Source organism: Bradyrhizobium sp. SK17 (assembly GCF_002831585.1).
In the GTDB taxonomy this organism is placed as follows: Bacteria; Pseudomonadota; Alphaproteobacteria; order Rhizobiales; family Xanthobacteraceae; genus Bradyrhizobium.
Map to the genome: position 1 here is coordinate 5960986 of NZ_CP025113.1, position 20042 is coordinate 5981027.

Here is a 20042-nt window from a genome sequence, read left to right on the forward strand (position 1 = left end):
AGCAGTTACTTACTGGGAAGCCGCGGCGTACTGGATACCCCGCATGCGCGGGGTATGACAGTTGTTGGTGCGGCGAGGTTTTGCCTCCTCCCGCTACGCCGCCGCCTGCTCGCGCGGTTGAACAATCGCGATGTGCCAGCAATGCGCGAGCGGGATGCCGTTGCCGAGCACCAGCGCGTCGAGTTCGACGAAGCGGTGGCCCTTCTTGTCGTAATTGCCGGTGACCTTGGCACGCGCCGTCAGCTCATCGCCGATCTTGCCGGCCGAAAATAGCTGCATCCTGGTGCCGACATGGATCCAGGGCCCGAGGATCGCATTGTCGACCAGCACCTTGTTCATCACCCGCGGCAGCAGCCCGGGATGGCCGAGACCTTCACGCAGATAGATCGGGTCGGTCTCCCTGATGTCGGCGAGATACTCCTTGGCTGCGTCGCCCGACCAGTCGCGCGGGATGACGCCGAGCCACTTGCCCTGTTCGTAGGACGACGCACTGACCGGCTTGCGCTCCGCGACAGCGGCCACCTGCCTGTAATCGCCGATATTGACCTTTGGCGTCGAGGCCGGCAGCGACGCAGTACCGGTGGCGCAGAGTTCGCCGCGGCTGAAGAGCTCGATCGAAAGCCCATTGCCGGTCTCCTGGCCGGTCAGCTCCGCGATCTCGCCGTCATAGACCGGCTTGATGAAGCGCGCCTCGATCAGGCCGCGTTCCAGGAAGTCGCGGCCCCATTTCTCGACCGGCAAGTGCATCATGTAGGCCATCACATCGACGCCAGGCACCAGGCCGCCGGAAAAGCCGAACTTCCGCGCCACCGTGTCGTCGTGGATCTTGTTCTCCGAGAGCTTCGAGGTGTTGTAGGCCGAGACGCGATAGGTCTGCGCTGCCGTCTTCGAATCCATGGGGTTTCCCCTTATTTCGGTTGTTTTTCCCAGGCAATCGTAGTCGAAGCTGTCCGCGTGGCAAGCCTCTCGTTTTGCTCGCAATTTTCCGCCCGATGGAGTACACGCAGGCCGCGCCCGCGAACCGTTGAATCGATGACTGAATCCACTGCCCCCACCCGCATCTATGTCGACGCCGACGCCTGTCCGGTGAAGGACGAGATCTACCGCGTCGCGATCCGGCTCGGCGTGCCCGTCAGCGTGGTCGCGGGCAATTTCATCCGCGTGCCGCAGGACCCGCTGATCGAGCGCATCGCCGCCGGTTCCGGCATGGACGCCGCCGACGACTGGATCGCCGAACGCGCCCACGCCGGCGACGTCGTGATCACGGCCGACATTCCCCTGGCGAGCCGCTGCGTCAAGGCCGGCGCCGATGTGATCGCGCCAAATGGAAAACCGTTCACGGAACAGTCGATCGGCATGACGCTGGCGGTACGCAATCTGATGACCGATCTGCGTTCGTCCGGTGAAATCACCGGCGGGCCGAAATCCTATTCGCCGCGCGACCGCTCGACGTTTCTGTCGACGCTCGACCAGACCATCCGCCGCATCCAGCGCCGCCGCGCCGAGCAGGCGACGACGAACCAGCAAAGTTAGCGCGATGGCTCCGCCTCCTCTCATCCAGCTCAAGGACATCAGCCTGACCTTCGGCGGCACGCCGCTGCTGTCGGGTGTCGAGCTGTCGGTCTCCGCGGGCGAGCGCGTCTGCCTGATCGGCCGCAACGGCTCCGGCAAGTCGACGCTGCTGCGGATCGCCGCAGGCCTGGTCGAGCCCGATGCGGGCAGCCGTTTCGTGCAGCCCGGCGCCACCATCCGCTATCTGCCGCAGGAGCCGGATTTCGGCGAGCACAAGACGACACTGTCCTATGTCGAGGCCGGCCTCGGCCCCGGCGACGATCACTACCAGGCGCGCTATCTGCTCGAACAGCTCGGCCTGACCGGCGAGGAAGATCCTGCGCATGTCTCCGGCGGCGAGGCGCGCCGCGCGGCGCTGGCGCGGGTGCTGGCGCCCTCACCCGACATCCTGCTGCTCGACGAGCCGACCAACCATCTCGACCTGCCGACCATCGAATGGCTCGAAGGCGAACTGGAAAGCCGCCGCTGCGCGCTGGTCCTGATCAGCCATGACCGCCGCTTCCTGACCAACCTGTCGCGCTCGACCGCCTGGCTCGACCGCGGCCAGATCCGCCAGATCGACCGCGGCTTCGGCGCTTTCGAGGCGTGGCGCGACGAGGTGCTGGAGGAAGAAGAGCGCGAGCAGCACAAGCTCGACCGCAAGATCGTCAACGAGGAGCACTGGCTGCGCCACGGCGTCTCCGGCCGCCGCAAGCGCAACGTCAAGCGGCTCGGCAATCTGTTTGCGCTGCGCGACCAGCGCCGCAACTATCGCGGCGCCACCGGCAATGCCACGCTCGCCGCCGCCGAGGCCGAGAAATCCGGGCGCCTGGTGATCGAGGCCAAAAGCATCGCCAAGGCGTTTGGCGAGCGCAAGATCGTCGACGGCTTCTCGACCCGGATCCAGCGCGGCGACCGGCTCGGCATCGTCGGCCCGAACGGCGCCGGCAAGACCACGCTGGTGCATCTGTTGATCGGCAACGATCCGCCCGACTCCGGGACGGTACGGCTCGGCGCCAATATCGAGATGGCGACACTCGACCAGCACCGCGAGAGCCTCGATCCGAAGCTGACGCTCGCCGAAGCCCTGACCGGCGGCCGCGGCGATCACGTGATGGTCGGCGACAAGTCGAAGCACGTGATCGGCTACATGAAGGACTTCCTGTTCGCGCAGGAGCAGCGCGGCACGCCGCTCGAAGCGCTCTCCGGCGGCGAGCGCGGCCGCCTGATGCTGGCGCGCGCGCTGGCAAAGCCGTCGAACCTGCTCATCCTGGACGAACCGACCAACGACCTCGATCTGGAAACTCTCGACGTGCTCGAGGAGATGCTCGGCGACTATGACGGCACCGTGATCCTGATCAGCCATGACCGCGACTTCCTCGATCGCGTCGTGACATCGGTGATCGTGCCGGAAGGCCAGGGACGCTGGATCGAATATGCCGGCGGCTACTCGGACATGCTGGCGCAGCGCGGCGCCGACGTGAAGCGTGAGACGATCAAGACGGAGGTCGTGGCCGAGGAAAAGAAGGAAGCCAGGGCCGCGGTGCCCGCTGCCGCGCCAAAACGCCGGCTGAACTTCAACGAGAAGCACGCGCTCGAGACGTTGCCGAAGACGATCGACAAGCTCCACGCCGAGATCGCAAGGCAGCAGAAGCTGCTCGACGATCCCGACCTCTATGCGAGGGATCGCAAGAAGTTCGACGCCGCTTCCGCCGCGATCGCCAAGGCGCAGCAAGAACTCGCCGCCGCCGAGGACCGCTGGCTCGAGCTCGAAGTGCTGCGCGAAGAGATCGAACAGGCTTGATGTGTAGGATGGGTAGAGCGCAGCGAAACCCATCATGCCGCATACGGATAAACGCCGATGGGTTTCGCTTCGCTCTACCCATCCTACGAGGCCGGAGAAGAAGGACAGATCATGACCACGCCCCTCGCCGCCAAGATCGCCAAGGACTACGGCACGCCCTGCGCCGTGATCGACATGGACCGGGTCGAGCGCAACATCGCGCGGATCCAGAAGGCCTGCGACGAGGCCGGCATCGCCAACCGGCCGCACATCAAGACCCACAAGAATCCGATGCTGGCGCAGCTTCAGATCAAGGCCGGCGCCAAGGGCATCACCTGCCAGAAGCTCGGCGAGGCCGAGATCATGGCGGAGAGCGGCATCGACGACATCCTGATCAGCTACAACCTGCTCGGCGACGAGAAGATGGCGCGGCTCGGCGCGCTGCAAGGCAAGGCCAACGTCACCGTCGCGGCCGACAATTCGGTGGTGGTCGGCGACCTGCCGAAGGCGGCAGCGGCCTCCGGCCGCCCGCTCTCGGTGGTGGTCGAGTGCGACACCGGCCGCAAGCGCGCCGGCGTCGAGACCCCGGCCGAGGCGATCGCGCTGGCGCGCGAGATCGCAGCCTCGAAGGGCCTGCACTTCGCGGGCTTCATGCTGTATCCGACCGAGACCGGCTGGGCGGACGCGCAGAAGTTCTATGACGAGGCGCTGGCCGGCGTGCGCGCCCACGGCCTCGATGCGACCATCGTCTCCACCGGCGGCACGCCGAACCTGAAGAACCTCGGCAAACTGAAGGGCGGCACCGAGCATCGTTTCGGCACCTATATCTACAACGACCGCATGCAGGTCGCGGCCGGCAGCGCGACCTGGGACGACTGCGCCCTGCACATCTATTCCACCGTGGTCAGCCGCGCCGGTCCCGAGCGCGGCATCCTCGATGCCGGCTCCAAGACGCTGACCACGGATACCGGCGGCCTCGAAGGCCATGGCCTGATCCTCGAACATCCCGAGGCCAAGATCGCGCGTTTCGCCGAGGAGCACGGCTTCCTCGATCTCTCCCGCAGCAACACCCGCCCCAATGTCGGCGACGTGGTGCGGATCGTGCCCAATCACGTCTGCGTCGTCGTCAACATGATGGACGAAGTCGTGATGGTGCGCGGCGACGAGATCATCGGCGCGTTGCCGGTGACGGCGCGCGGCAAGTTGCGTTAGCCGACACGGTAGGATGGGTAGAGCGCAGCGAAACCCATCATGTTTCCGCAGGCATCAAGGGCGATGGGTTTCGCTGCGCTCTACCCATCCTACGCATCTACCCGCGCATGAGCGCCTGCAACTCCTGATCCAGCGCCGAACGAAACACCTCGATCGGCCGCGCCAGGCGGCCGGCGGGCGGACGGTGCACGATCCAGGCGCGCACCGCGGGATTGAAATCCCGGATTCGCACCGTCTTCAGCCGGCTGCGGATCGCACTGCGCCTGACCGCGACCGGCGTCACGACGCCGATGCCGAGCCCGCGCGCGACCAGCGACAACCGCAATTCGCTGTCCAGCGCCTCGACCGCGACGTTGAACGGCAGATGCGCCGCCTCGAAATGCCGCTTCAGGGTCTGGCGGAAGCCGCAGCCATCTTGATTCATCACCCACCCCATCCGGGACAACCATTCGAGGTCGACGGATTTCGGCAGCTTGGTGTCGCGCGCGACGACGAAGACGACGGGCTGTGCGCCGAGATCATCCGCGGCGAGGTCTGCCGGCGGCGTGGTGCCGTCGGGCAGGCAGATCGCGGCAGCGTCGAGTTCATTGCGCGAGACGGCTTCGATCTGGTGCGGCGACAAGCCCGCCACGACCCGCACCACCAGCGCGGGGAATTCGCCACGCACGGCATCGAGCGGCCCCGCCAGGCCGGCCTCCGACAGATAAGGCGTCAGGCCGAGCCTGAGCTCGCCGCGCACCACGCCGTCATTGGCGACGCCCGACTTGAGGTCCTCGAGCATCCGCAGCACGCGACGGCCGCGTTCATAGGCCTCATGGCCGGCCGCGGTCGGCCTTAACGGCTTCGACAACCGGTCGAGCAACTGCGCACCGAGCATCTCCTCGAGATTCTGGATCCGCCGCGTCACGCCAGGCTGGGTCAGGTTCAGCCGCGCCGACGCAGCGACGATCGATCCGGTTTCCACCACGGCGACGAATGCCACAAGGTCATGGGTGTTCATAACAAACTCGCATAGTCTGCATCATCTTATTTGAATTGTAGCATATTATCCCGATCCCCTAAAGGGGGCCTCGCCATTCCATCGCGAGGTTCCATGACCATTTCCGAAGCCACGAAAATCTCCCCGGCGCGCACTGCCTCGGTGCGCCCCCTGATCTGGATCGGGGCCATCACGACCGGCACCGTCGTCACCAACCTGTTCGCCCCGCAGATCCTGGTCGGACTGATCAGCCGTTCGCTCGGCATGACCACGCTCCAGGCCGGGCTGATCTCGACATTGACCCTGCTCGGCTACGCGCTCGGGCTGTTGCTGCTGGTGCCGCTGGTCGATCTGGTCGAGAACAAACGGCTGATCCTGCGCACGCTGGCCTGCGCCATCGTGGCCGCGATCGGCACTGCGATGGCGCCAACGCCGGTGATCCTGCTCGCCGCCACCTTCGTGCTGGGCGCGTCGTGCGCCGCGATCCAGATGGTGGTGCCGCTGGTGGCGTCGATGGTCCCGCCGGAGCGCCGGGGACAGGCGATCGGCGACGTCATGAGCGGGTTGATGATCGGCATCCTGCTGTCGCGGCCGGCGGCAAGCGTGATCGCCGACAGCTGGAACTGGCGCGGCTACTACATCACGTCGGCCGTGTTGATGACCGTGCTTGCCGGCGCGTTGGCGCGCTATCTGCCGAGCTTGCAGCCGGCGGCGAAGGCCAGCTACGGCGCGCTGCTGCGGTCGTTTCCAGACCTGTTGCGCGAGGAGCCGGTGCTGCGCGTTCGGTCCTGGACCGCGGCGCTGGTGATGGCGTCGTTCACCGCGTTCTGGGCCGCGGTCGCGCTCCGCCTGCCGGATGCGCCGTTCAGGCTCGACGCCAGGGGCATCGCGCTGTTCGCGCTGATCGGCGTCGCCGGCGCCACCGCGACACCGCTCGCCGGCCGCTGGGGCGACAGGGGCTTCGCGCGACCGCTCCTGATCATCGCGCACCTGATGATCATCGGCGCGCTGGCGCTGTGCGCCTGGGCTGGCGTGATGGAATCGCGAGCCACGGCCCTGACGCTGCTGGGCATCGGCGCCGTGCTGCTCGACTTCGGCATCACCACGGATCAGACGCTCGGCCGCCGCGCCGTCAATTTGCTGCGGCCGGAGGCGCGCGGCCGGATCAACGGGCTGTTCGTCGCGCTGTTCTTCATCGGCGGCGCGGTTGGCGCGGCGGCGGCGTCCGCGGCGTGGAGTTTTGGCGGCTGGAGCGCGGTGTGCGCTGTGGCTGCGACTTTCGGCGCACTTGGCTTGATCACCGATCTCGCGACGAGGACAGGTTCGGAGTGAACCACGCTTTGTAGGATGGGTAGAGCGAAGCGATACCCATCACGTCTCCACGCAGAGCGAAGTTGATGGGTGTCGCTTCGCTCTACCCATCCTACGATTTCCGTGCGAGCCAACTCAAAGCGCCCTTCCCGGCAGCGACGCCGGTCGCGAACGACGCCTGCAACAGATAGCCGCCGGTCGGCGCTTCCCAGTCGAGCATCTCGCCGGCGGCGAAGACGCCTGGCAGCCGGCGCAGCATGAAATGCGCGTCGAGCTCATCGAACCTGATGCCGCCGGCGCTCGAGATCGCGCGCCCGATCGACGCCACGCCGGATAGCTCGATCGGCACCGCGTTGACCAGCGTGGCAAGCTCGGCCGGCGGCAGCGTGGCCAGCGATCGGCCGGAGGCGGCGGCTGCCTCCTGCAACAGCCCAATCCCGACCGGCGAGAGCTGCGCCGCCTTGCGCAGGAAGTTGGAGAAGGTCTGCTTGCCCCTCGGCGCCGACAGCCGCAAGACCAGTTCGTCGCGTGCCGCGTCTGGCCGCAGCGCCACGTTGAGCACAGCCCGGCCCTTCGCCAGCACCGCGTCGCGCAGTTCGGCCGACAAGGCGTAGATCGCGCCGCCCTCGATGCCCGTGCGGGTCACGATCGCCTCGCCGCGCACCGTATGCGGGCCGACCGTGAGCGCGACGCCTTTCAGCGGCTGCCCTTCGAACCGGTCGCGAAAGATCTTCGACCATGCGACCAAAAAACCGGAATTGGCCGGCTTCATCGGCGCCACGGCAACGCCATTCGCGGCAAGAATGTCCGCCCACGCACCATCCGAGCCGAGCCGCGGCCAGCTGGCACCGCCGAGTGCGAGCACGATGGCGTCCGCGCTCACCGCGCGCCGGCCGTCAGATGTCTCGAACAGCAGTGCACCCTGCGCATCCCATCCGACCCAGCGATGCCGGAACGCGAATCCGACGTCCGCTGCATCGAGCCGCCGCAGCCAGGCGCGCAGCAAGGGCGATGCCTTGAAGGCTTTCGGGAAGACACGGCCGCTGGTGCCAACGAATGTCGGCTGCCCCAGCCCATCGCTCCAGGCGCGCAAGGCATCAGGCGGGAATGCCTCGACGGGAGCCTTCAGGCGCGGCATCGCCTCGCGATAGCGCGCAAGGAAATCCGGCAGCGGCTCGGAGTGGGTGAGATTGAGCCCGCCGCGGCCGGCCATCAGCAACTTGCGGCCCGCCGACGGCATTGCATCGTGGACGATGACCTGTGCACCGCCCGCCGCGAGCACCTCCGCCGCCATCAGGCCGGCGGGACCGGCTCCGATGACGGCGATACGCATGCTCAGAGCTTGATCCCGGCCCGCGCGGCGGCCTGGGCGACGTATTTCTGGGTCTGCTCGAATGCGCCTTGCAGCGCCTTCGCGGTCGACATGTCGCTGATGTCCTTGAAATGCGCGGCGATGCCGTCGGGCGTCCATTCGGACTGCGGCAGGTTGACGCCTTCGGTCTCCAGCACGCGGATCACGGCGAACGAGCCGGCGCCGGCGCCCATGATGGTGCGGGTCGGCGCATCCTCCGAGAGCAGGAATTCCACCGCCGGCGTGATCGCCTCCGGCTTCATCAACTGGAGCGCCTGCGGCGGCAGCAGTTCCTCGGTCATGCGGGTCGCCGCCGTCGGCGAGATGGTGTTGACCTTGATGTTGTTCTTGCGGCCCTCTTCGGCGAGCACGTTCATCAGGCCGACCATGCCGGCCTTCGCCGCGCCGTAATTGGCCTGGCCGAAATTGCCGAACAGGCCGGACGAGGAGGTCGTCAGCACGATGCGGCCATAGTTGCGCTCGCGCATGCCGGCCCACACCGCCTTGCAGCAGTAGAACGTGCCGGTCAGGTGCACGCCGAGCACCTTGTCCCAGTCGGCGACCTCGAGCTTGGTGAACGACTTGTCGCGCAGGATGCCGGCATTGGCGCAGAGCAGATCGACACTGCCCCACTCCTTGGTGGCGCGCTCGACCATCGCGGTAACCTGTTCGAAGTTCGAGACGTCGGCGCCGTCAGCCATCGCGGTGCCGCCGGCCTTGCGGATCTCCTCGACCACGGTCTCGGCCGGCGACAGCGAACCGCCGGTGCCGTCGCGCGCGCCACCGAAATCGTTGACCACGACCTTGGCGCCGCGGCTGGCCAGCCCCAGCGCATGCGCCCGTCCGAGACCGTTGCCCGCGCCAGTGACGATAGCGACGCGTCCGTCAAACCTGATTGCCATGCCGTTGATTCCTGTTCTTCCCTTCTCCCCTTGTGGGAGAAGGTGGCGTAGGCGGCCTACGGCCGCCGTCCTTGATATAACGCCGACGCGCAGCGTCGGCTGCGGCGCGCCGGATGAGGGGTCTGTCTCCGCGAGCGCATGTGAGAGTCTTTGCGTGGAGACAGACCCCTCACCCGGCTTCGCGTGCCGCGAAGCCACCCTCTCCCACAAGGGGAGAGGGTGGAAACGCTCGCGATTGGCAGCTTTTGAGCAGCGATGGATGGCCGGGTCAAGCCCGGCCGGGGGCATCAAGGCCCCGCGCTTGGGCGCGCTAGACGTCGGGGGTCATCGACCCGCAGGGCTTCAGGCTCTTGAGCAGATGCCCGCTCCAGCACTCGTGGTGTTCCTGCGCGTAGCTGATCGAGCCGATCGCAAGCAACGCGACCACGACAAGTCCGGCGACGATGTTCTGCACCATGGCTGCCACTCCCGGGACCGCACCGCCTAAAGGCGACATGATGGACACCGGGAATCAAAGCCGTCAATCCGCTACTTCGACGAAGCGGGCTCGCTCCACCTCCCTCCGCTTGAAGGGAAAGGTGGAGCTACTCAACTTTCTCTCAGCTGAAATAGATCAGGCCGAGCCAGTCGGCGACCAGCGCGGGCTTCTCCTCGCCCTCGATCTCCACCGTGACGTTCGTGCGCGACAGCAGCTCCTTCGGCTTGCGCAGCGTGGCTTCGGCGAGCACGAAGCGGCCGCGGACACGCTTGCCCGTGCGGACCGGCGAGATGAAGCGCAGCTTGTCGAAACCATAATTGACGCCCATCGCGGTGCCTTCGAGCACCGGCATCACCTCGTAGGACATGATTGACAGCAGCGACATCGTGAGGAAGCCGTGCGCGATCGTGGTGCCGAAGGCGGTCTCCTTCTTGGCGCGCTCGGGATCGACGTGGATGAACTGGTGATCCTCGATCACGTCGGCGTAGGTATTGATGCGCCCCTGATCGAGCACGTGCCACGAGGACACGCCGATCTCCTTGCCAACCATGCCCTGGTAGGTTTCCAGCGACACCGGCGGCTTCTTCCAGACTTCATTCATTGGCTGACCTCCTAACCGGAGGTCCGCACCTTCTGCAGCTCCGGAAACTCTTCCTCGCGGAACTCGGCTCCGCGCAACACATCTGAGCGATTATCGTCATGTTCGAGCCGGCGCAACTGCACCCGGCGGATTTTTCCGGAGATCGTCTTCGGCAGTTCGGTGACCAGCTCGATCTTGCGGATGCGCTTGAACGGCGCGAGCCGCGTATGCAGGTGCTGGAAGATCGACAGCGCCGTCTCCGGACTGCGCTCGACACCTGAGACCAGCAGCACATAGGCCTTGGGGATCGCGAGCCGGATCGGGTCCGGGCTCGGCACCACGGCGGCTTCGGCCACTGCATCGTGCTCCAGCAGCACGCTCTCCAGCTCGAACGGCGAGATGCGGTAATCGGATGATTTGAACACGTCGTCGGTGCGGCCGACGAAGGTCAGATAACCCTCGTCGTCGGTGAACACCACGTCGCCGCTGCGATAGATCTCGCCGTCCGTCCCAATGAGCTTGCCGTCGTCGCCCTGATAGCCCTGCATCAGCCCCGCCGGCCGGTTGGCACCGAGCAGCAAGGTCACCTCGCCTTCCTTGGCGGCATGGCCGTCATTGTCGGTGACCTGCACGCGATAGCCGGGCAGCGGCCGGCCCATCGAGCCGACCTTGACCTTCTGGCCCGGCGAGTTGCCGGCCAGCGCCGTGGTCTCGGTCTGGCCGTAGCCGTCGCGGATGGTCAGGCCCCAGGCCGATTTGACCTGGTCGATGATCTCGGGATTGAGCGGCTCGCCGGCGCCGCAGACTTCACGCAGTGAGACCTTGAAGCTCGCGAGGTCTTCCTGGATGAACATCCGCCACACCGTCGGCGGCGCGCACAGCGTGGTGACGCCGCAGCGGCCGATGATCGAGAGCAGCCCCTTAGCCTCGAAGCGCGGCTGGTTGGCGATGAAGATCGTTGCGCCGGCATTCCACGGCGCGAAGAAGCAGCTCCAGGCATGCTTGGCCCAGCCGGGCGACGAAATATTGAGATGGACGTCGCCGGGCTGCAAGCCGATCCAGTACATGGTCGAGAGATGGCCGACCGGATAGCTGCGCTGGCTATGCCGCACCAGCTTTGGTTTGGCCGTGGTGCCCGAGGTGAAATAGAGCAGCATCGGGTCGTCGGCGTTGGTCGGGCCGTCTGCCGTGAAGGCATCGGACGCCTTGGTCGCCTGCTCGAACGGCAGCCAGCCGTCCTGCGCCTGCGAGGCGCCAACCACGATGCGGACCAGCTTGTCGCCGCCGAGGCCAGCGAACTTGGCGACCTGATCCTGGGTGGCAACGACTGCCTTGGCCTTGCCGCGGTCGAGCCGATCGCGCAATTCATCCGCGGTCAGCAGCGTGGTCGCGGGAATCACGACGACGCCGAGCTTCATCGCCGCCAGCATGGTCTCCCATAGCGGCACCACATTGCCGAGCAGCAGCAACAGATGATCGCCGCGCTTCAGCCCCTGCGCGCGCAGGAAATTTGCAACCTGGTTGGAGCGGCGCGACAGCTCGGCAAACGTCAGCTTGGTCTCGTTGCCGCTCGCGGTATCGACGATCCACAGCGCCGGACGGTCGCGGCTGTCGGGCGCTGTCGCGAGCTCCGCATCGAACCAGTCCAGCGCCCAGTTGAACGGCGCCGGATCGGGCCAGCGGAAATCCCTCACCGCGGTGTCGTAGTCGGTGCGGTGCTTGAGCAGAAAGGCGCGTGCGTCTTGAAATGTGGTCATCCGGCTTCACCACGTATGCTGACGTCATCCTGAGGAGCCGCGCCTTGCGCGGCGTCTCGAAGGATGGCCACAGACACCGTCTTTCCGTCCTTCGAGGCTCGCTCCGCTCGCACCTCAGGATGACGGCGATTTACTTCGGGGCAAGAGCCCTAACGTGCTGGATAATCCCGGAAAAGTCGACCCCGCCGTGGCCCGACGTGTCGAAGGTCTTATAGATCTCCTGCGCGTGCTGGCCGAGCGGTGTAGCGGCACCGGCAGCCTTGGCGGCGTCCTGGGCCAGCGTCAGGTCCTTGAGCATCAGGTTGGTGGCGAAACCGGGCTTGTAGTCGTTGTTTGCCGGCGAGGTCGGCACCGGGCCGGGAACCGGGCAGTAGGTGGTCAGCGACCAGCACTGCCCCGACGAGGTCGAGGCGACGTCGAACAGCGCCTGGTGCGACAGGCCGAGCTTCTCGGCCAGCACAAAGGCTTCGCCGACCGCGATCATCGAAATGCCGAGGATCATGTTGTTGCAGATCTTGGCCGCCTGCCCCGCGCCGCCGGCGCCGCAATGCACGATCTTCTTGCCCATGTTGGCCAGCATCGGTTGGGCCCCCGCGAAGGCGTTCGGCTCACCACCGCACATGAAGGTCAGCGTCGCGCCCTTGGCGCCGCCGGTGCCGCCGGAGACCGGCGCGTCGACCGAGGCCATGCCATGCTTGGCCGCGAGCGCATGCGCCTGCTTGGCGCTTTCGACGTCGATGGTCGAGCAGTCGATGATCAGCGCGCCCTTGCCCATCGCCGGGAGCACCTCGCTCCAGACGCCGAGCACATGCTTGCCGGCCGGCAGCATGGTGATGACGACGTCAGCGCCCTTCACCGCGGCAACGCCGCTCTCGGCGATCGCAGCGCCATCGCTCTTGGCCTGGTCGCGCGAGGCCGCGACCAGATCGAACGCGGTCACCTTGTGGCCGGCCTTGATCAGATTGGCCGCCATCGGCCCGCCCATGTTGCCGAGCCCGATGAATGCGACGTTTGCCATGGAAGATCCTCCGCTTGCGACGTTTCTATTTGCTGTCAGGGAATGTCAGTTCGTCGGCGCCGATCCCGGCGAAGTAAGGCGCGAGCAGCTCCGGCGTCACGTCCTCGATCCGCGCGGGTGACCATTTCGGATTGCGGTCCTTGTCGATGACAGCGGCGCGCACGCCCTCGCGGAAATCGTCGCTGGCGAACACTTCGAGCGCCGCGCGATATTCGCGCACCAGGCATTCTTCCAGCGTCACGGTCGCGCGTCCGAGCCGCAGCAGCTTCAGCGTCACCACCATGCCGCGCGGCGATTTCTCGCCGAGCGTCTTCAGCGTGGCCTGCGCCAGCTCCGAGTCGTCGGCCTTCAGCGCGTCGACGATGTCTTCCATCCGGCCGCGCGCGAACCAGCCGTCGATCCCGGCCTGCAACGCAGCCACGGGACCCGCCTTCTCGCCGGTCGCAAAGCCCGCGATCAGCCGGTCGATCTCGGACGAGTTCGTCCCCGGCGCGGCCTTGGTCAGCGCCTCCCGCAGTGCCGGCAGCTTTGCGCTCGGTACCACCGCGTCGGCGAACTTCGCATAGATCGCGTCCGGACCATTCATGGTGGTGCCGGTGAGGCCAAAATACGTGCCCAACTCGCCCGGCGTGCGCGACAGCAGATAGGTGCCGCCGACATCGGGGAAGAAGCCGAGCCCGACTTCCGGCATCGCGAGCTTGGTCTTCTCGGTCACGACGCGGTGGCGGCCATGCGCCGACAGTCCGACGCCGCCGCCCATCACCAGGCCATCCATGAACGCGACATACGGCTTCGGATACTTCGCGATCCGCGCATTCATGATGTATTCCTGGCGCCAGAACCGCTTGCCGAGGTCTCCCTTTGCCTTCGAGCTTTCCCAGAGCCCGCGAATGTCGCCGCCCGCGCACAGCCCGCGCTCGCCGGCGCCTTCGAGCAGCACCACCGCGACATCAGGATCATGCTCGAACCGGTCGAGCGCGGCGTCGACCCCCTCGGACATCTCCAGACTGAGCGCGTTGATCGCCTTCGGCCGGTTCAGCCTGATGACGCCGAGCGCACCTTCGCGGCGGACGATCAGATCGCCCTCTGCGGCCGCCACATCGTTCATCGCGCGCCCTCGATCAATTTGCGCGACACGATCAGCCGCATGATTTCATTGGTGCCTTCGAGGATCTGGTGCACGCGCAGATCGCGCACGATCTTCTCGACGCCATATTCGCTGAGATAGCCGTAGCCGCCATGCAGTTGCAGCGCCTGGTTGGCGACCTCGAAGCCGACATCGGTGCCGAAGCGTTTCGCCATCGCACACAGCATCGAGGCGTCCGCATCCTTGCGGTCGAGCGCGGCGGCTGCGCGCCACAGGAAGGTGCGTGCGGCCTCCAGTTCGGTTGCCATGTCGGCGACCTTGAATTGCAGCGCCTGGAATTCGTCGAGCCGCTTTCCGAACGCCTTGCGGTCCTTCATGTAGGCCAGCGCCTTGTCGAGCGCCGCCTGCGCGCCGCCGAGCGAGCACGCCGCGATGTTGAGCCGGCCGCCGTCGAGCCCGGCCATCGCGATCTTGAAGCCGATGCCCTCCTCGCCGAGCCGGTTGTCGACCGGCACGCGCGCATTCTCGAATATCACGGCGCGGGTCGGCTGTGCGTTCCAGCCCATCTTGCGCTCGTTGTTGCCGAACGACACGCCCGGCGTCTTGCCGTCGATCACGATGGTCGAGACGCCGCCGGGGCCGTCGCCGCCGGTGCGCACCATCGCCACCAACAGGTCAGTGCTGCCGGCGCCGGAGATGAACTGCTTCTGGCCGTTGAGCACGTAGTGATCACCGTCGCGCACCGCGCGGGTGCGCAAAGCGGCGGCGTCGGAGCCGGCGCCCGGCTCGGTCAGGCAATAGCTCGCGAGCAGCTCCATGGTGCAGAGCTTCGGCAGCCATTTGTGGCGCTGGGTGTCGTTGCCGTAAGCATCGATCATCCAGGACGCCATGTTGTGGATCGAGATGAACGACGACACCGTCGGGCACCCCGTCGCCAGCGCCTCGAAGATCAGCGCGGCGTCGAACCGCGTCATCGCCGAGCCGCCGACGTCGTCCTTGATGTAGATGCCGCCGATGCCGAGGCCGGCGGCCTCGCGCATCACATCCACCGGAAAGTGCTTTGTCTCGTCCCATTCGAGCGCGTGCGGCGCGATCTTCTCGGCCGCAAACGCCCGCGCCATGTCGCGAACCGCGATCTGGTCCTCGTTGAGAGCGAACTGCATTATGGTTTGCTCACTGTTGTCGTCATTGCGAGGAGCGAAGCGACGAAGCAATCCATTCTTCCGTTCCGCGGGGACATGGATTGCGTCGCTGTGCTCGCAATGACGGCCTGGGCTACACCATCACTTCATCGTCGGGATCGAGAACTCCGCGCCGTCCTTGACGCCGGACGGCCAACGCGAGGTCACCGTCTTGGTCTTGGTGTAGAAGCGGATCGAGTCCGGACCGTGCTGGTTGAGGTCACCGAAGCCGGACTTCTTCCAGCCGCCGAAGGTGTAGTAGGCGATCGGCACCGGGATCGGCACGTTGATGCCGACCATGCCGACATTGACCTTGGCCGCGAAGTCGCGCGCCGCGTCGCCGTCGCGGGTGAAGATCGCAACGCCGTTGCCGTAATCGTGCTCCGACGGCAGCGCCAGCGCCTCGTGGTAGTCATGGGCGCGCACCACCGAGAGCACCGGCCCGAAGATCTCTTCCTTGTAGATCCGCATGTCCTTGGTGACGTTGTCGAACAGCGAACCGCCGAGATAGAAGCCCTTCTCGTAGCCCTGCATCTTGAAGCCGCGGCCGTCGACCGCCAGCGTGGCGCCCTCCTTGATGCCGATGTCGATGTAGCTCTTGACCTTCTCGACCGCCTCGCGGGTCACCAGCGGGCCGTAATCGGCCGACGGATCGACCGAGGTGCCGATCTTGAGCGACTCGACGCGCGGGATCAGCTTCTCCATCAGCCGATCGGCGGTGGTCTTGCCGACCGGGACCGCGACCGACACCGCCATGCAGCGCTCGCCGGCCGAGCCGTAGCCCGCGCCGATCAGCGCATCGACGGTCTGGTCCATGTCGGCGTCAGGCATGATGATGGCATGGTTCTTGGCACCGCCGAAGCACTGGCAGCGCTTGCCGGTCTGCGCCGCGCGCTCGTAGATGTATTGCGCGATCGGCGTCGAGCCGACGAAGCCGACCGCCTTGATATCGGGATCGTCGAGGATGGCGTCGACCGCCTCCTTGTCGCCGTTGACGACGTTGAGGATGCCGGCCGGCAGGCCCGCTTCGATCATCAGTTCGGCGAGCTTCATCGGTACGCCGGGATCGCGCTCCGACGGCTTGAGGATGAAGGCGTTGCCGCAAGCGATGGCGGGCGCGAACTTCCACATCGGGATCATCGCCGGGAAGTTGAACGGCGTGATGCCGGCGACGACGCCGAGCGCCTGCCGCATCGAGTAGATGTCAATGCCGGGACCCGCGCCCTCGGTGTACTCGCCCTTCATCAGATGCGGGATGCCGCAGGCGAACTCGGCGACCTCGAGGCCGCGCTGGATATCACCCTTGGCGTCGGGCACCGTCTTGCCGTGCTCGCGCGCCAGCAATTCGGCGAGCTTGTCGTAGTCGCGCTGCACCAACTCGACGAACTTCATCATGACGCGGGCGCGGCGCTGCGGATTGGTGGCAGCCCATTCCGGCTGCGCCGCCTTGGCGTTCTCGACCGCGGCGCGGACTTCGGCCTTGGAGGCCAGCGCGACCTTGGCCTGGACCTCACCGGTCATCGGCTCGAAGACGTCTGCCGTACGGCCCGACGCGCCCTTGACCTCCTTGCCACCGATGAAATGTCCGACTGAGCGCATGGATAACCTCCCTTGGGACCGGAATCGCCGCTCCGCGCGGCGAGATCGCTTTACAAACCCTAATGACCCTGCATTTTATAGGATTCAAGTCCGATAAATTGCACCATAGATGTGCGGAAATGCAGGATCAAGGCGGCGACACGATCGACTGGGACGACTTCCGTTTCGTGCTTGCGATCGTGCGCGGCGGATCGGTGTCGGCTGCCGCCAAGCAGCTCGGCGTCGATCATGCCACAGTGATCCGCCGTGTCGACCGGCTGGAGCGCCACCTCTCCGCAAAACTGTTTGATCGGCGCAAGACCGGCTACCTGCTGACCGAGGCCGGCCAGCGCGTCGCCGACAGCGCCGAGGCGATGGAATCCACCATCGTTGCCAACCAGGAGGCGGTCGGCGGCTCCCGCGCCCATCTCACCGGCACGGTGCGGATCGGCGCGCCCGACGGTTTTGGCAGTCACTTCCTGGCCTCGCGGCTGGTCAAGTTCACCGAGCGGTATCCCGATCTCGATTTACAGCTCGTCGCCACTGCGCGGCTGTTCTCGCTCTCCAAGCGCGAGGCCGACATCGCGATCAGCCTGACCATGCCGAAGGAAGGCCGCATCGTCGGCCGCAAGCTGCTCGACTACACGCTCGGGCTTTATGCCGCACCCCGCTATCTCGCGCAGGCGCCTGCCATTGCATCGCGCGCCGACCTGCCGCGGCATCGCTTCGTCGGTTACATCGAGGAACTGCTGTTCACCCCGGAACTGGACTATCTGCCGCAGGTCTCGCCGAAGATCTCCGCCAAATTCCGCAGCGCCAATCTGATCGCGCAGCTCAACGCCACCATCGCGGGCTTCGGCATCGCCGTGCTGCCGCACTTCATGGCGTCGACACATCCCGAGCTGCAACCGGTGCTGCCTGACGAGGTGCGGATCTCGCGCACCTTCTGGCTGCTGATGCACGCCGACAGCAAGGACCTCGCCCGCATCCGCGCGGTGGCGGATTACATCTACGAGACCGTAGAAGCCGATCGCGCGCTGTTCGGCGGGGTGTAATCTCTCCGTCGTCCCGGCGATGGGGAGATAGGCTGCCTAATTCACCTTCTTCTTCGCCGGCGCCTTCGCCGCGGCGGCTCGTCCCAGCACCGCCTCGCGGCCAGCCGACAGGATCTCGTCAGACATCTCGCCATTGCCGGCGATCCGCGACATCACGATGGTGCCCATCATGGTCGCCAGGGTCGCCATCGCCTGCTTGCGCGCGGCCTTGCGCGGCATGTCCTGGATCTGGTCGGCAATCATCTCGATCATCTGGTCGAGCTTGAGCGCAAATGCCTTGCGGGTCTTCGGGCTCTCGCGGGCGATTTCGGCGCCGAGCGCCGGCACCGCGCAGCCCTGGCCGGGCTCGTCGCGATGCAGCGTTGTCAGGTAGCCGTCCACGATCAAGGCAAGCCGCTTCTCCGGCGGCACCTCGGCCGTGACCTTGCGCCAGCGCTCATTGGCGCGGTCCATGGCGTAGTTGAAGGCCTCGATCACCAGCGCCTCGCGCGAATCGAAATGCGCGTAGAAGCCGCCATGGGTCAGGCCGGCGTCCTTCATCAGGTCGGCGACACCAATGCCATGGGCGCCCTTCTCGCGCAGCCGCGTCGCGGCCTTCTTCACGATCCGCGCGTGGGTCTCCTGCTTGTGTTCTTTCGAATAGCGCATGCCGGTCTCATGGAATGTTTCTAATCATACAATAGCAGATTTGCGCTGGAAATGCTGTAGTTATTTCGGGTTGGGTTCCCCGCCGAGCATCGAAAATGTCGCAGTCGCGTGCACCGCAAGATTGCCCTTGCCGTCGCGGACGAAGCCCTCGGTGTAGCTGGTCTGGCGACCGAGCTTGATTACCCTGCCCTCCGCCGCGATGGTTCCCGAGCGCACCGACAGCGGACGCAGATAGGTCAGCTTGAGGTCCAGGGTGACGGAGGTCCGCCCGGCCGACAGCACGGTCGAGATCGCGCAGCCCATCGCGGTGTCCAGAAGTGCAGCAGCGGTCGCGCCGTGCAGCAGGCCGATGGTGTTCTCGAGGCTCTCATGCGGATCGAGTTCCATCACGATCCGCCCCTCGTCGACGACGGCCATGCGGAATCCGATCAGTTTCGCCATTGGCGGCGGCGGCAGGCGGCCGTCACGGATCGCGCGCATCGCCTCGATCCCGGACATCGGCATGGCCGCCGCGGCGACCGGTCCCGGCGCCTGCCATTCCACCACGCGCACTCGCTTGAGATCGGACGAGTGAAGATCAATGGTTTCGGCGGCGGTCATGACAGCTCCATTTATATGATGATTATAATTCTATAGATCCGGACCGCGCGACGCAACCACAACCCAGCGCCTTGACAGGGACCCGCTTTGTCCGGGACATGGCGCGATCAATTCCTGCGCCGGGACTTTTCCATGGACATGCTCAATCCCCACTGCGGCATCGCCCGCGACTCTAGAGGCGTCGTCCGCCTCACCATCTGCAACGCCGGCAAGCTGAATATCGTCAGCTCGGCTGTGACCAATGGGGTGCGCGAAGGCTTTGAGCATCTGGCCGCCGACCGCAGCATCCGCGCGGTGATCCTGGCCGGCGAAAGCGAGCGCAGCATGATCGGCGGCGCCGACATCAAGGAGATGGCAACGCTCGATCAGACATCCGCGGAAGCCTTCATCAGCCGCCTGCGCGACCTCTGCGAGGCCGTCCGCAAATTCCCGGCGCCCGTGATTGCGCGCCTGCCCGGCTGGTGCCTCGGTGGCGGCCTTGAGGTCGCGGCCGCCTGCGACGTCCGCGTCGCGGCGCATGATGCGATGTTCGGCATGCCCGAGGTGCGCGTCGGCATCCCCTCGGTGATCCACGCCGCACTGCTGCCGCGCCTGATCGGCTGGGGCCGCGCCCGCTGGCTGATGATGACCGCTGAAAATATCGACGCCCCGACCGCGCTCGCCTGGGGCCTGGTCGATACCGTGGCAAAACCCGGCGGCCTCGATGACGCCGTCGAGCACACCGTAAAAGCGCTGCTGGAATGCGGCCCCGAAGCACTGCGCATCCAGAAGGATCTGCTGCGGCAATGGGAAGAACTGCCGCTGACCGAATCGGTGAACCTCAGTGTCGGTGTGTTCGGAAAGTCATTCCAGACCGGCGAGCCGCAGCGGTTGTTGCAGGGATTCCTGGATCGGAAGCGATAGCCGGACTCCCCGGCACGAAATCTTGTGGCCGCAGCCGGGAGCGCATAGAACTGACGGGATGCGAAGCC

19 protein-coding genes are annotated in these 20042 nt (G+C 66.1%); 6 read left to right on the forward strand and 13 right to left on the reverse strand.

What is annotated here, in order from left to right; genetic code table 11:
* Nucleotides 1–93: 93 nt before the first annotated feature.
* Nucleotides 94–897, reverse strand: coding sequence for a hypothetical protein (locus tag CWS35_RS27645; RefSeq protein ID WP_100954881.1), 804 nt, complete (start codon nt 895–897; stop codon nt 94–96).
* 135 nt (nt 898–1032) lie between these two features.
* On the opposite strand from CWS35_RS27645, the gene CWS35_RS27650 reads away from it, so the two are divergent.
* From CWS35_RS27650 to CWS35_RS27660, 3 genes are all read left to right on the forward strand, one after another.
* On the forward strand, nt 1033–1533 hold the full coding sequence (locus CWS35_RS27650) for a YaiI/YqxD family protein (protein WP_100954882.1): 501 nt from the start codon (nt 1033–1035) through the stop codon (nt 1531–1533).
* A 4-nt stretch (nt 1534–1537) separates the two neighbouring features.
* On the forward strand, nt 1538–3355 hold the full coding sequence (locus CWS35_RS27655) for an ABC-F family ATP-binding cassette domain-containing protein (RefSeq protein ID WP_100954883.1): 1818 nt from the start codon (nt 1538–1540) through the stop codon (nt 3353–3355).
* A 111-nt stretch (nt 3356–3466) separates the two neighbouring features.
* Nucleotides 3467–4546 carry a D-TA family PLP-dependent enzyme gene (locus tag CWS35_RS27660; RefSeq protein WP_100956719.1) on the forward strand — a complete coding sequence of 360 codons (1080 nt, stop codon included), beginning with the start codon at nt 3467–3469 and terminating at the stop codon, nt 4544–4546.
* A gap of 97 nt (nt 4547–4643) precedes the next feature.
* On the opposite strand, the gene CWS35_RS27665 is transcribed toward CWS35_RS27660, so the two are convergent.
* Nucleotides 4644–5546: a LysR family transcriptional regulator gene (locus tag CWS35_RS27665; RefSeq protein ID WP_100954884.1), complete on the reverse strand. Its 903-nt coding sequence runs from the start codon at nt 5544–5546 to the stop codon at nt 4644–4646.
* A 93-nt stretch (nt 5547–5639) separates the two neighbouring features.
* Here CWS35_RS27665 and CWS35_RS27670 point away from each other — a divergent pair, with 93 nt between their 5' ends.
* Nucleotides 5640–6857 carry an MFS transporter gene (locus CWS35_RS27670; RefSeq protein ID WP_100954885.1) on the forward strand — a complete coding sequence of 406 codons (1218 nt, stop codon included), beginning with the start codon at nt 5640–5642 and terminating at the stop codon, nt 6855–6857.
* A 91-nt stretch (nt 6858–6948) separates the two neighbouring features.
* Here the strand turns inward: CWS35_RS27670 and CWS35_RS27675 are convergent, their stop codons facing one another.
* The 9 genes from CWS35_RS27675 to CWS35_RS27715 all read right to left on the reverse strand — a co-directional run bounded on the left by CWS35_RS27675 (nt 6949) and on the right by CWS35_RS27715 (nt 16789).
* Nucleotides 6949–8169 carry a TIGR03862 family flavoprotein gene (locus tag CWS35_RS27675; protein WP_100954886.1) on the reverse strand — a complete coding sequence of 407 codons (1221 nt, stop codon included), beginning with the start codon at nt 8167–8169 and terminating at the stop codon, nt 6949–6951.
* A gap of 2 nt (nt 8170–8171) precedes the next feature.
* Nucleotides 8172–9089 carry an SDR family NAD(P)-dependent oxidoreductase gene (locus CWS35_RS27680; protein ID WP_100954887.1) on the reverse strand — a complete coding sequence of 306 codons (918 nt, stop codon included), beginning with the start codon at nt 9087–9089 and terminating at the stop codon, nt 8172–8174.
* Nucleotides 9090–9399: 310 nt separating this feature from the next.
* Complete coding sequence (locus CWS35_RS27685) at nt 9400–9546, reverse strand: hypothetical protein (RefSeq protein ID WP_244442232.1); 147 nt, start codon at nt 9544–9546, stop codon at nt 9400–9402.
* A gap of 142 nt (nt 9547–9688) precedes the next feature.
* A complete protein-coding gene (locus CWS35_RS27690) occupies nt 9689–10168 on the reverse strand; it encodes a MaoC family dehydratase (RefSeq protein ID WP_100954888.1) in 480 nt (159 codons plus the stop codon).
* Nucleotides 10169–10179: 11 nt separating this feature from the next.
* Nucleotides 10180–11904: an AMP-binding protein gene (locus CWS35_RS27695; RefSeq protein ID WP_100954889.1), complete on the reverse strand. Its 1725-nt coding sequence runs from the start codon at nt 11902–11904 to the stop codon at nt 10180–10182.
* Nucleotides 11905–12034: 130 nt separating this feature from the next.
* Complete coding sequence (gene mmsB, locus CWS35_RS27700) at nt 12035–12922, reverse strand: 3-hydroxyisobutyrate dehydrogenase (RefSeq protein WP_024582137.1); 888 nt, start codon at nt 12920–12922, stop codon at nt 12035–12037.
* 25 nt (nt 12923–12947) lie between these two features.
* On the reverse strand, nt 12948–14030 hold the full coding sequence (locus CWS35_RS27705; protein ID WP_100954890.1) for an enoyl-CoA hydratase/isomerase family protein: 1083 nt from the start codon (nt 14028–14030) through the stop codon (nt 12948–12950).
* Complete coding sequence (locus tag CWS35_RS27710; RefSeq protein WP_100954891.1) at nt 14027–15172, reverse strand: isobutyryl-CoA dehydrogenase; 1146 nt, start codon at nt 15170–15172, stop codon at nt 14027–14029. The genes CWS35_RS27705 and CWS35_RS27710 overlap by 4 nt, the downstream gene beginning before the upstream one ends.
* Nucleotides 15173–15292: 120 nt before the next feature.
* On the reverse strand, nt 15293–16789 hold the full coding sequence (locus tag CWS35_RS27715; RefSeq protein ID WP_100954892.1) for a CoA-acylating methylmalonate-semialdehyde dehydrogenase: 1497 nt from the start codon (nt 16787–16789) through the stop codon (nt 15293–15295).
* Between the two features lie 119 nt (nt 16790–16908).
* Between CWS35_RS27715 and CWS35_RS27720 the strand changes: the two genes are divergently transcribed.
* Nucleotides 16909–17823: a LysR family transcriptional regulator gene (locus CWS35_RS27720; protein WP_024582141.1), complete on the forward strand. Its 915-nt coding sequence runs from the start codon at nt 16909–16911 to the stop codon at nt 17821–17823.
* A 36-nt stretch (nt 17824–17859) separates the two neighbouring features.
* On the opposite strand, the gene CWS35_RS27725 is transcribed toward CWS35_RS27720, so the two are convergent.
* Together CWS35_RS27725 and CWS35_RS27730 are read right to left on the reverse strand one after the other, a co-directional pair.
* Nucleotides 17860–18471 carry a TetR/AcrR family transcriptional regulator gene (locus tag CWS35_RS27725; RefSeq protein WP_024582142.1) on the reverse strand — a complete coding sequence of 204 codons (612 nt, stop codon included), beginning with the start codon at nt 18469–18471 and terminating at the stop codon, nt 17860–17862.
* A 60-nt stretch (nt 18472–18531) separates the two neighbouring features.
* Complete coding sequence (locus tag CWS35_RS27730; RefSeq protein ID WP_024582143.1) at nt 18532–19071, reverse strand: PaaI family thioesterase; 540 nt, start codon at nt 19069–19071, stop codon at nt 18532–18534.
* Nucleotides 19072–19203: 132 nt separating this feature from the next.
* Between CWS35_RS27730 and CWS35_RS27735 the strand changes: the two genes are divergently transcribed.
* A complete protein-coding gene (locus CWS35_RS27735; protein ID WP_100954893.1) occupies nt 19204–19974 on the forward strand; it encodes an enoyl-CoA hydratase in 771 nt (256 codons plus the stop codon).
* Nucleotides 19975–20042 lie beyond the last annotated feature (68 nt).